Source organism: Fundicoccus sp. Sow4_F4, from assembly GCF_052116145.1.
In the GTDB taxonomy this organism is placed as follows: Bacteria; Bacillota; Bacilli; order Lactobacillales; family Aerococcaceae; genus Fundicoccus.
On record NZ_JBQKLQ010000002.1, the window covers coordinates 311,265 to 326,164 of the forward strand.

At 39.8% G+C, this 14,900-nt stretch carries 14 protein-coding genes and 1 pseudogene; 2 read left to right on the forward strand and 13 right to left on the reverse strand.

Annotation, left to right across the window (positions count from 1 at the left end; all coding sequences use genetic code 11):
- The first annotated feature begins 29 nt into the window (after positions 1-29).
- Positions 30-1,610: a LysM peptidoglycan-binding domain-containing protein gene (locus ACTQ5J_RS05395; protein ID WP_441751232.1), complete on the forward strand. Its 1,581-nt coding sequence runs from the start codon at positions 30-32 to the stop codon at positions 1,608-1,610.
- Positions 1,611-2,299: 689 nt separating this feature from the next.
- Here ACTQ5J_RS05395 and ACTQ5J_RS05400 read toward each other — a convergent pair.
- The 13 genes and pseudogenes from ACTQ5J_RS05400 to ACTQ5J_RS05460 form a co-directional block, all read right to left on the reverse strand.
- Entirely contained in the window at positions 2,300-2,815 is a 516-nt protein-coding gene (locus ACTQ5J_RS05400) for a hypothetical protein (RefSeq protein WP_441751234.1), read from the reverse strand.
- A gap of 18 nt (positions 2,816-2,833) precedes the next feature.
- Positions 2,834-2,950 (reverse strand): annotated as a pseudogene (locus ACTQ5J_RS05405) (hypothetical protein); the annotation flags it as partial.
- A 212-nt stretch (positions 2,951-3,162) separates the two neighbouring features.
- Complete coding sequence (locus ACTQ5J_RS05410; protein WP_441751339.1) at positions 3,163-3,402, reverse strand: recombinase family protein; 240 nt, start codon at positions 3,400-3,402, stop codon at positions 3,163-3,165.
- Between the two features lie 273 nt (positions 3,403-3,675).
- Positions 3,676-4,218, reverse strand: coding sequence for a citrate lyase holo-[acyl-carrier protein] synthase (citX, locus tag ACTQ5J_RS05415; RefSeq protein ID WP_441751236.1), 543 nt, complete (start codon positions 4,216-4,218; stop codon positions 3,676-3,678).
- Entirely contained in the window at positions 4,211-5,743 is a 1,533-nt protein-coding gene (gene citF / locus ACTQ5J_RS05420; RefSeq protein ID WP_441751238.1) for a citrate lyase subunit alpha, read from the reverse strand. Before citF ends, citX begins: the two co-directional genes overlap by 8 nt.
- A gap of 2 nt (positions 5,744-5,745) precedes the next feature.
- On the reverse strand, positions 5,746-6,633 hold the full coding sequence (gene citE, locus ACTQ5J_RS05425; RefSeq protein WP_441751240.1) for a citrate (pro-3S)-lyase subunit beta: 888 nt from the start codon (positions 6,631-6,633) through the stop codon (positions 5,746-5,748).
- Positions 6,621-6,929: a citrate lyase acyl carrier protein gene (citD, locus tag ACTQ5J_RS05430; protein ID WP_441751242.1), complete on the reverse strand. Its 309-nt coding sequence runs from the start codon at positions 6,927-6,929 to the stop codon at positions 6,621-6,623. Before citD ends, citE begins: the two co-directional genes overlap by 13 nt.
- Before the next feature lie 19 nt (positions 6,930-6,948).
- On the reverse strand, positions 6,949-7,929 hold the full coding sequence (citC, locus tag ACTQ5J_RS05435; protein WP_441751341.1) for a [citrate (pro-3S)-lyase] ligase: 981 nt from the start codon (positions 7,927-7,929) through the stop codon (positions 6,949-6,951).
- A gap of 169 nt (positions 7,930-8,098) precedes the next feature.
- Positions 8,099-9,433 carry a DUF1576 domain-containing protein gene (locus tag ACTQ5J_RS05440; RefSeq protein WP_441751244.1) on the reverse strand — a complete coding sequence of 445 codons (1,335 nt, stop codon included), beginning with the start codon at positions 9,431-9,433 and terminating at the stop codon, positions 8,099-8,101.
- A 222-nt stretch (positions 9,434-9,655) separates the two neighbouring features.
- A complete protein-coding gene (locus tag ACTQ5J_RS05445) occupies positions 9,656-10,786 on the reverse strand; it encodes a sodium ion-translocating decarboxylase subunit beta (protein ID WP_441751246.1) in 1,131 nt (376 codons plus the stop codon).
- Positions 10,787-10,806: 20 nt separating this feature from the next.
- Positions 10,807-11,154: a biotin/lipoyl-containing protein gene (locus ACTQ5J_RS05450; RefSeq protein WP_441751248.1), complete on the reverse strand. Its 348-nt coding sequence runs from the start codon at positions 11,152-11,154 to the stop codon at positions 10,807-10,809.
- Positions 11,155-11,170: 16 nt separating this feature from the next.
- Positions 11,171-11,452: an OadG family protein gene (locus tag ACTQ5J_RS05455; protein WP_441751250.1), complete on the reverse strand. Its 282-nt coding sequence runs from the start codon at positions 11,450-11,452 to the stop codon at positions 11,171-11,173.
- A 16-nt stretch (positions 11,453-11,468) separates the two neighbouring features.
- Positions 11,469-12,872 carry an oxaloacetate decarboxylase subunit alpha gene (locus ACTQ5J_RS05460; protein WP_441751252.1) on the reverse strand — a complete coding sequence of 468 codons (1,404 nt, stop codon included), beginning with the start codon at positions 12,870-12,872 and terminating at the stop codon, positions 11,469-11,471.
- 541 nt (positions 12,873-13,413) lie between these two features.
- Here ACTQ5J_RS05460 and ACTQ5J_RS05465 point away from each other — a divergent pair.
- The gene (locus tag ACTQ5J_RS05465; RefSeq protein ID WP_441751253.1) at positions 13,414-14,715 is read left to right on the forward strand and encodes an SLC13 family permease; all 1,302 of its coding nucleotides are present in this window, start codon (positions 13,414-13,416) and stop codon (positions 14,713-14,715) included.
- Positions 14,716-14,900: the final 185 nt, after the last annotated feature.

Sequence of the window (14,900 nt, forward strand, 5' to 3'; positions counted from 1 at the left end):
GCGACCAACTAAAAGTATCAGCCGGTCCAGTGGCTACAAAACCTAGTGACCCAAATACAAGTCAACCAACAGAAAACGAGAACACGGAGACAACAACCAATTCCTATTACACGGTACGTCCGGGAGATTATCTCTGGAAAATTGTAAATCAATACGGCATTACAGTAGCGCAATTAAAAACTTGGAATATCCTAACGTCGAACTACATTTACTCAGGCGATCGCTTTATTGTATCGAAAACGAGTACGACACCGTCATCGACACAGCCTGAGCAACCAGTCGAAACAAAACCCGAGACACCGTCGCCTAATCCATCCACTCCAGCACCGAAAACAACTTATTACACCGTGAAGTCTGGAGACTATTTATGGAAAATTGCAACTCAACACGGGATTACAGTGAATCAATTAAAATCTTGGAACCAGTTAACTAGCAATTATATTTACGCAGGTGATAAATTAGCCGTAACAGATCCAGCTCAAGTAACCACTCCAGTAAAGCCAGAACCTGAAAAACCAGAGCAACCTGAACAACCAGTTAAGCCTGAACCTGAACAACCAGTAAAGCCAGAACCTGAAAAAACTGTTAAGCCTGAAGAGCCCAAAGAGCGAACTGAACCAACTAAGCCCGAAGAGCCAGAAAAACCTGTTGAACCCACAAAGCCAGCAGCCAAATATCACACGGTTAAATCAGGTGAATACTTATGGTTAATTGCTAATCAGAACAATATCACAGTCAATCAATTAAAATCATGGAATAATTTGACTTCAAATTATATTTATTCTGGTGATCGTTTAATTGTCACGGATCCAACTAAAACGGTCCCAACGTCGCCAACAAATCCAACCGATCCTAATTTACCAGAAGGGACGTTAACGGGAACTCATATGGCAGTTCAAGCAGTATTAAACCAATATAAAAATTCGCCAATTCATTTCTTCTATGAAAGTTTAGTCGAAGATGACTTGAGAACGGCGTCTTTAAACGGTGATACAGCCATGTACGGGGCCTCCATACCGAAAATTGTTCTAGTTGCTTATACTCTGGAGCAAGTTGAAAAGGGCAATCTATCTTGGGATATGCCCTTGAAGTATACATCAAGTATTTATAATTATACGGAGTCATACGCTTGGGGCGGTAGTGGAACGATTCAATATGAGAACTATCAGAATAAAACGTATACCTTGCGGGATGTCTTGAATCGTACGATTGTCAATTCAGATAACTTAGGTAGTAACATGTTACTGCATTATGTAGGTTACCGTGATAAAGCTGATTTCAACCGCTTTACGAAAGAAGTATATGGTGCGCCAAGCTATACACGTAATATGACACCACGCGAAATCAATAAAGTGATGGCCTATATTTATGAACATCCACAACAACAGGCGATGCTGTCTTTAGATAGTACAGATTATGATAAAACGAAGTTAGACACAGTAGCAGCCAATGTCTTCCAGAAAATTGGGGCTTGGTGGCCGTATTATAACCACTCAACAGCCATTGTTGAAAGCTCGCGCCCATACATATTGACGGTCCTATCAGATTACTGGTCAGATAGTTCTATTGCAACCCTCGCCAAGAAAATCTTTACAGCAGTGATGAGTTAAAGTAAGAAACATCCCCATGCCAAAATAGGATTTTAAATAAATACCTCATTGTCAAATAAGGTTGAAGAAGAATATTATCAAGATCAAGCGACTATACTGGTTGCTTGATCTTTTTTTCTTGGGTTCAGATTCTTATAAGCAACTTGCGAGTAAGATACGATCTCTAAAATGACTGTAATTACGATAATCATTTACAAACAATAACCCCCAAATATTGGCATTAAAGCAACTAAAGCAGAGCTCATAGATTTCCCTATAACACTCTAATTTATTTTTAGATTGATGAACTTGTCTCGAATTCCCATCTACTGGCTCATAAACTTTGAATACGACTATCTAATGACCCCCGAACCCCCGATGAGTTTAGAGGATATAGGAGATTGAATAGACACTCTTATTTACTAAACATATGAAATTTTTATCATCATTTATGGTACGCATGTGCGTATCACTGGTCACTGCGGTTTATTAATCGCTACATTCGTGATACCTATATCATAACAGAAATTGTAAAATCAGCACTAGCTACAGTAACATAAGAAAAAGAACAAGATCCATCCATCGAATCTTGTTCTTAATTCTAGCTAAGTGACTTATATGTTGGGACGAGTTCTGTTACTTCTTTTCGGTCTAACTCAACATTAGAGTCGTTATTTAATGTATTCAGATTACAATTTCAAGTGGCGTGGCTACAGAAAAAGAGCCAACAGCATTTCCAGCTGTTGGCTCTTTTTCATCTGTTCATTTAACTTAGCTATTACAGCATCATCGAACTTCATATAAATTTTATAATTGGACTTAGAATCTTTATCAGCGGTTATCTTATCAACAAAAGTCCTTAAAATAGCTTTTTTAGCTGCTTTAGAGTCTGAATCTTCAAGCAGCTGAGTGACTAATCCCATAACTTTTTTAGCATCACTTAGTTTAATGCTATAGCCCTCTGTATGTAAAATTTGCACTAGCTCTTGTGTACGTTTTCTATTATTCACACACTCCATCTCAAGCTGATGGATTCTATCGTTTAAGTCAACCCTCAACTCTGGTGAAACTTTAATTAAATCTTCCCACTTTTCGAGTTTTTTCTGCGTCTCCACTAGATCAGCACCAAGTTGCTGTAGTTCTCTTTCCCATGGTTTTCTCTGTGTCTGTATTTGTTTATTTAACTCACTTACAACGTTACTTAGTATCTCTGGTACCTGTATCACCTCACTGAGTCTCTCCAAAACAAAAGGTTCAGCCTTGTCAGCACGTATGGAGTTTGCATGACATACACTTGATCCTTGCTGACGGAATTTTCCACAAGAATAGTAACGTATCCTTTCTTCGTTCCATCTTTTAATGTGTTTGTTGTGTTAGATGCACTCATAGCCGCCTCGCATTCTGGGCATTTCAGTAAGCCAGTTAGTAAATTTTCCCCTCTGTGGTTCCACTTAGGTTGTTTACTTTCTAGTTTAAGTCGATCTTGTACCTTTTGAAAAAACTCTTTATCTATGATAGGCTCATGTGGTCCATCAACAAGAATGTAGTTAGGATTATAACCCTTTCGTCGTTTTCATTCCCAATCTACGTGTCGATTATAACGTATCTTTCCTGAATAAGTAGGATTGTAAAGAATGTCTTTAACTGCCGTAATGCTAAACGGATTACCTTTAATCGTTCTGTAGCCCATTTTGTTTAAACTGTTAGCTATAGCACGATACCCGTCCCCGCCCAAGTACTTCTGAAATATAAGTTTAACTACTTTAGCTTCCTTTGGTTCAATGACAAGTATTTTCCTTTCGAGGATCCAGATTACCTCACATTTTTACGCGAAAGAATGGCTGGCCGGCTTGAATTTATTGTGAATTACAATAAAACACATCCAACTGAACTTCTTCCTAATGAAATTATTGAAGCCTTTCAAACCATTACAACTGGTCTTGCATTGTTTGGCCAACCTATCCTCTCACCCTTATTTCTAATGAACTAAATCCTGGTCATCCTAAATCAACCCCAAAAACAGAACCCCCTCACTCTAGTAAAAAGTGAGGGGGTTCTGTTTGGGTGAAAATAAGGTTGATATTCATTATACTGCCCGTCCCCGGTCGATTAAGTCGCCGATAGCTTGGCGCATGGCGGGGATGCTGTGACGTCTCGAGCGTCCACATTCTTTGGCATTTTCGTCGCATATAAAGCAAGTTCGCGGCGGTAAAGCTAAAGTTTTACGGCTGACACTAGTCAACTCCCCATCCTTTAACCAGAGGACGTCTAAATCAAGCAGTCGTCCCCATGGATGGTTTTGTTCGAGTTGAATCATGCGCTGTTTCAATTCAACTGACGTCAAGGGCAAAGTTAAGTAATATTCAGGACCCGTCGGTAAATCACGATATACCTGAGCGGTGACGGTTATATCCGACAGTGCTCTTTCAACTGCTTCAATCACAGTCGCAAACACTTCCAGAATCACTTCGGATGTTTTGACTGCTCCAGGAATGTTCATCGTAGCTGACAACATCACATCGGTTGGATGTTCGTGTAGCAGTGTTCGCTGCATGGCAACGCGAGCTTCGCGGGCATCTAACAGACTCATTAATTCGACGGCTGGTCCATCAAAAACAGAATTAGACATTACGTACCACATCGATAATCGTACCATCACGGTATTCGATTAAGGCAACAACCTTATCACCATACTCAATTGGTTCTGGCGTTCCCACCACGGCGTAAGCTCTTTCTTTCAATTCTTGAATGGTGAATTGCGGAATATCGATTGATTTAAAATGCTCTAGTAAATCCTGACGGTTCGGGTTAATCGCGATGCCAATTTCTGTTACAACGACGTCCACACTGGCTCCAGGTGTGATAATCGTATTTACTTCGTCGACGATTGTCGGGATACGTCCACGAATCAGCGGTGAGATGACTAAACTCATTTTGCTGGCGGCACTGGTATCACTATGTCCGCCGGAAGCACCACGGATGACTCCGTCAGAACCGGTCATGACATTGACGTTATAATTTGTGTCGATTTCCAAGGCAGATAAGATTACCATGTCTAATTGGTTGATTGCTGACCCTTTGCTTAATGGCGATGCATAGAAATTAGCATCGATTTCGATGTGATTTTCATTTCGACCTAATGATTGACCTGATAAGGCATCAAAGTCTTGAACATCGAGTAATTTCTCAACGAGACCAGCTTCGAGTAGTTCTACCATTTGATTTGTAATCCCACCTAAAGCAAAACTTGCTTTGATGTCGTCTTTCAACATGGACTCACGTAAGTAACGTGCAACGGCTAGAGCTGCCCCACCTGTACCCGTTTGAACAGAGAAACCTTCTTTGTAATAAGGAGACTTAGTAATCACTTCATTGGCATATTCAGCGATTAACAATTCTTTCGGATTCGTCGTGAAACGAGTGGCTCCTTTAGCAATACCGGCGGGATCGCCGATGGCATCTACTTCGACTACATAGTCGACATCAGTTTGGGGAATACTAATGGGTGAGTTTGGATATGACACTAATGTATCAGTAATAATCACCACTTGGTCAGCATATTTTGCATCAATCATAGCGTAACCTAGAGAACCACAAACTGCTTTACCGCGGGTTCCATTAGCATTGCCGTATTCATCTGAGCTTGGTGCTCCCAAAAATGCTACGTCAATGTGAATATCGTCGGCTGCTATTGCGCGGGCACGTCCACCGTGTGAGCGAATGACTACCGGATTCTCCATGATTCCTTCCGAAATAGCTGCACCTAATTTATCACGTAAGCCACTTGACGTGATGTCAGTTACAACACCATTTTTGATGTGTTCAATCAATGGTTCATGCACATTGGCAATCGAACTCGGTGCAATTTTTAAGTTTTTGATACCCATATTTGCTATTTCTTCCATTACCATGTTAATTACATAGTCTCCTTCACGAAAGTGATGGTGGAAGGAAATGGTCATGCCGTCTTTTAAGCCTGTTTTTTCAATCGCTTCACGTAGACTGCCTAATAATTTTGTTTCGCCTGGTTTAATTGGTTTCAATTGACGGCTTGATTCTGTGTAAGGTTTAACATTCGTAAATAAATCGTCATAAACCCCGTATTGATCAGCATGTTCTTGAGGGATATCGCGTCCTACATTATTTTTAACCATACTTAAATATCCTCCTCTGTTATTAACTTAGCTGCCTTAGCTAAAGCAATCACGCGTTCGGCTCGTTCAACAATTGGCTTATCAACCATTTTACCGTTGACTGAAATAACGCCTGAACCTTTTGCTTCTGCTTCACGAATGCCCCAAATAACTTCTTTCGCATTTTGAATTTCTTTTTCAGTTGGTGCATAGATTGCATTAACTAATGGAATTTGACGCGGGTTAATGACAGACTTGCCATCGAAACCTAGTTGTTTAATTAAAGTTACTTCCGCTTGGAAACCTTCAGTATTCTCAACGTCTGAGTAAACTGTGTCGATTGCCGCAATGCCTGCAATGCGAGCTGCATGCAAGATCATGTTCCGAGCAAAAAACAGCTCTTGGCCATTGGGGTAACGTCTGGTTTTCATGTTAGTCACATAGTCTTCGGCTCCTAATGCAATCCCGATTAAACGGTCAGATGCTAGAGCGATTTCGCGGGCATTCATCACCCCTTCAGCCGACTCAATAGCAGCCATCATTTTCGTCCGACCCACTTCGATACCGTATCTTTCTTCCACGTCGGTGATGACTTTTGCTACTTCGACGATGTCTTCCGCACGTTCCGTTTTTGGTAAGCGGACCACGTTCACACCGGCCGTTACAACCGCTTCGATATCTTGGTCACCACCATCTTCTAAGGCATTAATACGGACAACCGTTTCGGTGGCACTGAAGTCGACCGTTTTTAACGCGTTATGAACTAAAAGACGTGCGGAATCCTTTTCTTTTAAGGATACAGCATCTTCCAAGTCAAACATAATGGAGTCAGCTCCGTATAAAGGGGCGTCGCGAAGCATAGCTGGATTAGCACCCGGCACAAACATCATTGTTCTTCTTAAGCGTTCCATGAACTGATCTCCTTCCAATCGTAATTTTCTTTACCTGCTGAGCGATAGACCGCTGTAATGACACGCGCTTGGATGGTACAATCTAAGGCACCTTTGTCGATGGCTGTAATTTTGGCGGCTTGAACACCTAATTTATTAAGTGTTTCTTGAATCACAGCACGAATTTGCTTACCGAATTGTTTTTCAACGCTACTATCTAAATCAATGGTAATTGCTTGCTGATTCGTTGGTTCTACGGTAACCATAATATCGCTTGATTCAACCGTACCTGCTACTGCATGTTTGATAAGTTCCACTCATTTCACCCCATATTATTTATGATATTCTCTGTAGTTTTTTTAAATATTGATACGTTGTTTCTGGCAAAAATTCTAACAGTAGCGATTTATTTTGCTCCTCGATAGCTTCTCTTACTCTAGTTGCACTAATCGTTTGGTCATTGACAGCCAGTCTCGGTATGATTTTCAATGCAAGTTCATCAGCGAACACAGTTTGCATCGCTTGATTGTACACATCGGTCACCGGAGAAAATGGTTCTTCTCCTACAAAACGCGTCTTAATATCTAAGACCGGCGCAATTCTCATTTTGAATAAGGTCGCATCTAAGGTAGCTTGAGTTTTAGCAAGTGTCATCTGGGCTTTTTCTTTTAGAAAATAGGAAGGAAAAGTTGCTGAAGATACCATATAGTCTCTAGTCGGTAAAACAGTGACATTTTCTAAATGGTTTATCCCCAGTTTAACCATTGCCATCCGATCAGCAGTTGAAAATTCAGATCGATCTTCAGATAAAACGAAGACGTAAACTTGGTCACTACTTTGTGCCGCAATTTCGACTAAATATTGGTGTCCTTTAGTAAAGGGATTCGCATTCATCACGATGGCACTCCCTCGACCTGATTGCTTATGGTCTTGAAGAAGTTCCAAATAATGACTGAAATTAGGGGTACCTAGTTCCATAAAAAGAAGCTCGTCGATTTCGATTACGCTTTTGAAGCCTAAGGACTTAAAGATAATCGCATTAGTCGGTTTTGTATAAACGAAAAATTGTGAATACCCATCTGATCGCATCTGCTCCAATAAATGGTTCAAAATCTTTGCTAGCAAGTTTTCGGCTTGATAAGGTTCGCACACGACAAGGTATTTAATGATGTTGCGGTGGTAAGAACCGGTGGCGGCCAAAGTGTCACCATCAAAAATTCCGACAGTGTAATCCACTTCTTCTCCTTCAACTAAATCCGATCGATGCATCAAACTAAGCCATTTTTCATAAGCCTGTTTGTCGCGATCAAGCCACATTCTTTTTAATGTATAGATAACTTTCACCTCCCTGTACTAAGACGCAAGAATTACTCTTCAATCGCTTCTGACTATTATTATAAAGACAAATAGCAAAAATTGTAGCCTATTTGGACAATCTCTATGTTCTTTTACTGTTTTGCCAATGGTACTTACTTACAAACCGCTCTTAATCTTCCGTTTGGATTACATCAGCTGGATTGACTCCTTCTCGCACTTTCTTGAGTTTATGATGGTAATCCACCGCTTCTAATAGAGGTATCATAATTGCAGCCACGATACCACCGGCAAAGCCATTATTGTATAAGTTAATACCACCATGTAAATAAGAAGTATTACCGACAATGGTAAAATGTATTGCCCCCGCCAAAACACCTACCCACACACCATATCGACCAGCGATCGGGGCAACCGTTGTCCCAAACAAACCGGCAATAATAACACTAGTCAACGACATATCAAAGCTATTTACGTAGCCCATTAAAGTCACTCCCATTAAAACTGGTATAACATTTCGAGGGTGTTTGCCGAAAGCACCAAAGCCGACAACAGTCAAAATGCCACCAATTACTGGACCATTCAATTGACCGCCTAAAGCAATCGGATAGGCAACGCTTATGAAACCGAGCAGCGACATATTGATGAGCGCCAAACTAAAGCCCTCCTCTTCCATAAAATCGTCCGTTAACTGCCCTGAATGTTGTAATAACTTACCGTAACCTTGAAAGCTCCATGAATTAAGCGATAATCCGTACAACAGCATCAGAGAAAACAGAAAACATAAGATGAACCCGAAATGTAAGTTATATCCCGATGAATAAAGGGTGACTGGTTCGATTTCATTTCCCATTGCGCGTAAAACTGAAGTGAAAAGTGTCCCGATTAAGCCACATGTGAAGCCAACATTGTACAAGCTGAAGCCTTTCGTAAAGCTAATCGCATGTTGGGCTATGGGTGGCAACATAAAGCCAGCCAAAAAACCAGCCAAACACCCAAAGAAAATACCAAAGAAAATCGGCAAATTCATGTTAAATGTAATCTCACTGACCAATGGTCCGAGCGCCGTTCCAAATAAAGCTGCCAATAAGGAGCGTTTAGACGGTATTAGAGTCAGTTTGGCATAAGCAAACGCTCCTATGACAATCGGCATTGAATTATATAAATTCTTTCCAAACAGCGAAAAACCAGCTACCGTAAGAATGGCGGCCAAAATTGGGCCGTTGATTTCTGCGCGAGTTAGTTTCACAACGATTAAGGCATGGATCAACATTAAAGCTGAGTTGAATAAAGTTGGTCCAACTCCAACTAGCGCAAAATAATCCGTAATTAAGTTAGAAGGTGACGTTAAAATTTTCAATTGACCATTTAAGATTTCACTGGGAGAATTAAACAACAAAGCTACTAATCCTAAGTAACACGCCATTAAAATAAAGAGTCGGTAAATACTAGTTTGGCTTATTTCTGGTTTTTTCTTTCTATCTTTGCCTAAGTTAAAAACACTCATAAATCCACTCCTTTTGAACAGTTTAGCTATAACGTTAATTCAAATTTCTCTAGTTGTTAATATCCTAGCATACGCTTTCATGATTATCTATGAAGTGATTGTTCCTTTAGTGTGTTGGGCTTAATGATTAAACTTAATCGGCAGAATGATTTGATAAAAAAAATACCTCTTTGCTCGTAGCTTGGCCTACAAGAAAGAGGTATTAAAATGATCAAAAATAGGTTAACCGAAGAAAGAAAGCAAGACACCTGCCGCTACTGCTGAACCGATTACTCCAGCAACGTTTGGTCCCATAGCATGCATTAAAAGATAATTGTTTGGATTATATTTCGAGCCTTCTTTTTGTACGACACGAGCCGCCATTGGGACCGCTGAAACGCCGGCTGCACCAATTAATGGGTTGATTTTTCCGTTCGTTAATTTGTACATAACTTTACCCAGTAAGACACCTGAAGCCGTTCCAACTGCAAAAGCAACCAATCCTAAAACAATAATGGTCAACGTAGTCGTAGATAAAAGGATCTCTGCCGTTGCTTTAGCTCCTACCGTAATGCCTAAAATAATCGTTATCGTATACATAAAGGAATTTTGCAAGGTTTCTGTAATTTTAGGGACTTGACCACTTTCTTTGATTAAGTTACCTAACATCAACATCCCGATCAAAGTGGTGGCTGATGGAATGAGCAAACTAACAAACAGTGTCGTTACAATTGGGAATAAAATCTTTTCGACTTTAGACACGACACGTACTTGTTTCATTACTACACGACGTTCTTCATCTGTCGTTAAGAAACGCATAATGGGCGGTTGGATAATCGGCACTAGCGCCATATAAGAATAGGCTGCTAGAGCAATCGCCGGTAATAGATGCGGAGCTAGTTGAGTGGTCGTATAAATCGCCGTCGGACCATCCGCTCCCCCAATAATACCAATGGATGAGGCTTCTTCTGGTGTCATCCCTAAAGCAATCGCACCAAAAAATGCAAAGAAGATACCAAATTGCGCCGCTCCACCTAATAAAAGAGTTTTAGGATTGGCTAGTAAAGGACCAAAATCAGTCGATGCACCTAAACAGAGGAAAATTAAGGGCGGATAAATCCCTAAGTCTACTCCTTGGTATAAGTAGTAGAGTAAGCCACCATCTGAAGCACTCGTAGGTTCGCTCATTAACCCACCTAAAGGTAAGTTAACTAATAACATTCCAAAGGCAATTGGGATTAGCAGATAAGGCTCATAGCCTTTTTTGATTGACAAATATAAGAAAACAAGTGCAATTCCAATCATAGTGATTTCACCAAATGTTATATTGGCAATCCCAGACGATTGGATTAATTCATTAAAAACTTGTAGCATATTTTAATGCCCCCTCATAATTATAAGCTGAAAAGGACATCATCAGATTCGACAGCTTGTCCTTCGGTAACAAGAATCTCGCTAATGGTACCGTCTTCTGGTGCAATGATTTCATTTTCCATCTTCATGGCTTCTAAAATAATAACCGCCTCACCTTTTTTAACTTGTTGACCTGGTCTTGCAAGCACTTTAAAGATGTTACCTGCCATTGGCGAGTTGACCTGTAAGCCACTTGTTGAAGCTGGAGCTGCTGGAGCAGGTACGGCTGCAGGGGCAGGTGCAACTTGACTTTTTTCGGACTGACTAATTTCTTCTACTGTGACACGGTATAATGTTCCATCGATTTCTACTTCGTATTGATTCTTCATTTGTTAAAGCCTCCAATTATATTTTCTTTGTTTTAATTTCTTGTGCTTTTTTTTCAAAAATAATACTCATGAGCAAAGCCACTTTTTCTGGTGGTAAACCTTGCGCTTCTGTTTGTGTTACGGGTGCACTAGCTACGGGTGCTGCTGGCAAGGGTGTTTTGGCAGGTACGGGTATATACTTGTCGACTAGCTTGCCTATGAGGGTAAGTAATACTCCTAAGCTGGCTAGTATCAGAAAGACGGTCGTCATCGCGACAATCATCAGATAGACACCGTCGATAATTGTGAAATCTGTCAAATTGGGCTCTCCTTTCTCATAACGTTCTTACTGAGATTCTAGTAATTCCATTTGTGGGTTTAGTTTCTTTTGGCGCATACTTTTCTTTCAGATAAGTTAAACCAACTTGAGGGAATAAAGCATATGTTAAAATATCTTCTTCGGTCTTCGCTAAATCGCCTAACTCTGCTTTCAAGCTTGGCATCTCTGCTTCTAGTAAATCAGCCGGACGAACTGTTAGTACTTCATCATCACCAATGATTTTTTGTTGAACCTCAGGATCAATCGTTCCTGGAGGCGTTCCATATTTGCCATGTACGTAATCTTTGATTTCATTTGGAACGATTTTGTAACGTTCATTGACCAAAATATTAAAGGAAGCTTGTGTTCCGACCATTTGACTTAAAGGTGTCACCAGTGGTGGGTAGCCTAAATCTTGGCGTACTTTTGGTACTTCTCTTAAAACACTTTCATACTTGTCAACTGCATTTGCTTGTTTTAACTGTGAATATAAGTTAGACAACATGCCACCTGGCACTTGATAAAGTAGTGTTTTTGGTTCTGTCTCGAGCATTTTGCGGTCAAAGACGTCTGATGCCACATATTTATCACGAATTGGTTTAAAGTAGTCGGCAATATCTTCCATTTTTTTAAGGTCGACGGACAACTCATAACCGTATTCATTCAATACAAAGGCCATCGTTTCGGAAGCTGGTTGACTCGTTCCACCCGAGAAAGGTGAAATCGCACAATCGATAATGTCTGCTCCTGCTTCTGCAGCGGCTAAATAAGTCATTTCTGCCGTTCCACTTGTCGCATGTGTATGGATATTCAAGGGCACCGTGATAACTTTCTTTAAGTTCGTCACTAAATCCTTTGCTACTTTAGGTGTCATAATACCGGCCATGTCTTTAATACAAATAGAGTCGGCCCCCATATCGATTAGCGTTAAAGCAAGTTCTTGAAAATATTCCATCGTATGAACTGGGCTGATTGTGTAACAAATCGCTAATTGAGCATGTTTGCCAGCTTTTTTAACAGCTTTCACTGATGTTTCGAGGTTACGCACATCGTTTAACGCATCGAAAATTCTAAATACATCAATACCTGCTTCAGCCGCTTTTGCTACAAAGGACTCTACTACATCATCAGCATAATGGCGGTAACCAATTAAATTTTGACCACGCAATAACATTTGTAACTTAGTATGTTTGGCCCGTTTTTTGATTTCACGGAGTCGTTCCCATGGATCTTCTTTCAAAAAACGAATGGCTGCATCATAAGTTGCGCCACCCCAACACTCTAGAGCTTCATAACCTACCAGATCCATTTGTTCAATGATTGGCAACATATCACTTGTCGACATTCTCGTAGCCATTAAACTTTGATGCCCATCTCTTAAAACAGTTTCTGTCATCTGGATTTTCTTTTGTGAATTCATATGTTTTTATTTACCTCCAAATTCTCGTATTGATAAATATAATCTCTTTAGTCATCATACTTGAATGATTCAAAGATAGTCAATGAAACTCGATGGAAAAACACCTTAAAAACACATCAACTCAAACTTCATGGAGATGTACCTTAATAGAAATAAGACGGGTCTAAGCTCTAAAAGATGAGGATATTAGTTTGGTAAGGTATTGGTCGGTGTTCTTTTGCTGTACTTTTATAAATTTCTATTGTAATCGGTTACTTTATTGCGTAATCTTGGAATTGTTCAATATTACTATTTTATGAGCAATGCTCGCGTGGTTTTTTTACTGTTTTTTTCAATTTACATATGGCAAGTTGTGACATTATTGAGTATGCTTACGTTGTTTATTGTGTGATTTTTTGAACAGATGAAATTGAAAATAAATCAGTTTTTAGAAAGTGAGGGTAGGGTTGTATTTGAAAGTAAACCGTTTCAGCTATTTAGTCTGACAAAATGTATTTATTATATAAGATAACTAGAATGTATGTAAAATTAGGAGGATATTATGAATATAGCTATTATAGGTTTTGTGTTAATTATTATTTTAATGTATGTGTTGATCGCCGAGAAGATGTCTCCACCGATGGCTTTTATTGTTTTACCATTGATTGCCGCCATTCTCACTGGTGCAAACATTGCGGATATTAGTCTGTATGTCAGTGAAGGATTAGGTTCCATTTTAAATACAGCGGTTCTGTTCCTTTTCTCAATTTCATTCTTTACTTTAATGTCTGAACAAGGATTATTTGACCCTTTAGTCGATTTTGTTATCAGTAAAGTCGGAAATAAAATTACAGCAATTTTCCTTGCAGTCATTGCCGTTGCAGCTGTGGCCCACTTAGATGGTAGTGGAGCTTCTACTTACCTTATTGCAATTCCAGCTTTCAAACCAATTATGGATCGTTTAGGCGTAAGACCGGAAGTCTTTTTAGGAACTATTGTTGGTTTAATGGCTGCGATGAATATCATTCCTTGGGGTGGACCTACCATTCGTGCAGCATCAGTTGCTCAAGTAGAAGTGTTTGATTTATACGCTTTCATCTTTCCAGCTGTTGCCGTGATGTTCATCATAGCGATTGTAATTGCTGTGATTAGTTCTAAACGCAAAAGAATTGGTGGTACTACTTTAGGTAGTGAACTTAACCTTGCAGATATTGCGGGCGATGTAACACAAGAGCCTAAAACAAGTAAAGGCCTTTTCATGTATAACTTAGCAGTTACTCTTGTAATGTTAGCACTCTTATTCATCGACATTGGTTTACCAATGCACTTTATCTTCATGGTTGCTTATGCTTTCGCGATTTTAGGTAACTTTAAATCTGTTAAAGAACAAAACGGTAAAATCAAAGAATACGGTACCAACGCAATTGTTATGACAATGACCTTATTCGCTGTCGGAATCTTTATCGGGGTAATCGAAAACTCAGGCATGGTTGAAGCAATGGCAACGATGGTCATCAACGCTTTACCTGAAGCTATCGCACCACATACCCACTGGTTCCTAGCTCTATTCTCAGTACCATTAATGATGGTTCTTGGAACTGATGCTTTCTACTTCGCCTTATTACCGATTGTAATCGGAATTGTAGAACCATTTGGCATTTCACCAGAAGTAGTAGCAGCAACCTTCTTGATTACAGGTACTTACGGTACTTACATCAGCCCAACTGTGGCAGCTAACTATGTTGGGGTTTCCTTAGCGGGTACAACGATTGGTGAGCATATTAAAGCTAACCTACCTATTATGTGGGCTTCAAGTATTGTAACGCTTGTCTTAGCTACTTTATTAGGTGTTGTCCAGTTCTAATTGATCTCAGTTCATGTAAAATAACAATCCATAGATAGCATTCGACAGAATAGGTTGATGAAAAGCAAATGCTTTTCATCAACCTATTCTTATCGATTTTTTTATTTCTTTTATAACTGATTAGACTGATTTTTTTGCTAGTGAGACCTTCTTTCCAATGACTGAAGAGTGGTTCATTGCTATAT

What these genes read in the sequence shown, in the direction of transcription:
- citX (WP_441751236.1), bottom strand. Translation starts at nt 4,218, where the DNA reads ATGTCTAATTCTGTTTTTGATGGACCAGCCGTCGAATTAATGAGTCTG.
- citF (WP_441751238.1), bottom strand. Translation starts at nt 5,743, where the DNA reads ATGGTTAAAAATAATGTAGGACGCGATATCCCTCAAGAACATGCTGAT.
- citE (WP_441751240.1), bottom strand. Translation starts at nt 6,633, where the DNA reads ATGGAACGCTTAAGAAGAACAATGATGTTTGTGCCGGGTGCTAATCCA.
- citC (WP_441751341.1), bottom strand. Translation starts at nt 7,929, where the DNA reads ATGTGGCTTGATCGCGACAAACAGGCTTATGAAAAATGGCTTAGTTTG.
- ACTQ5J_RS05440 (WP_441751244.1), bottom strand. Translation starts at nt 9,433, where the DNA reads ATGAGTGTTTTTAACTTAGGCAAAGATAGAAAGAAAAAACCAGAAATA.
- ACTQ5J_RS05445 (WP_441751246.1), bottom strand. Translation starts at nt 10,786, where the DNA reads ATGCTACAAGTTTTTAATGAATTAATCCAATCGTCTGGGATTGCCAAT.
- ACTQ5J_RS05450 (WP_441751248.1), bottom strand. Translation starts at nt 11,154, where the DNA reads ATGAAGAATCAATACGAAGTAGAAATCGATGGAACATTATACCGTGTC.
- ACTQ5J_RS05460 (WP_441751252.1), bottom strand. Translation starts at nt 12,872, where the DNA reads ATGAATTCACAAAAGAAAATCCAGATGACAGAAACTGTTTTAAGAGAT.
- ACTQ5J_RS05465 (WP_441751253.1), top strand. Translation starts at nt 13,414, where the DNA reads ATGAATATAGCTATTATAGGTTTTGTGTTAATTATTATTTTAATGTAT.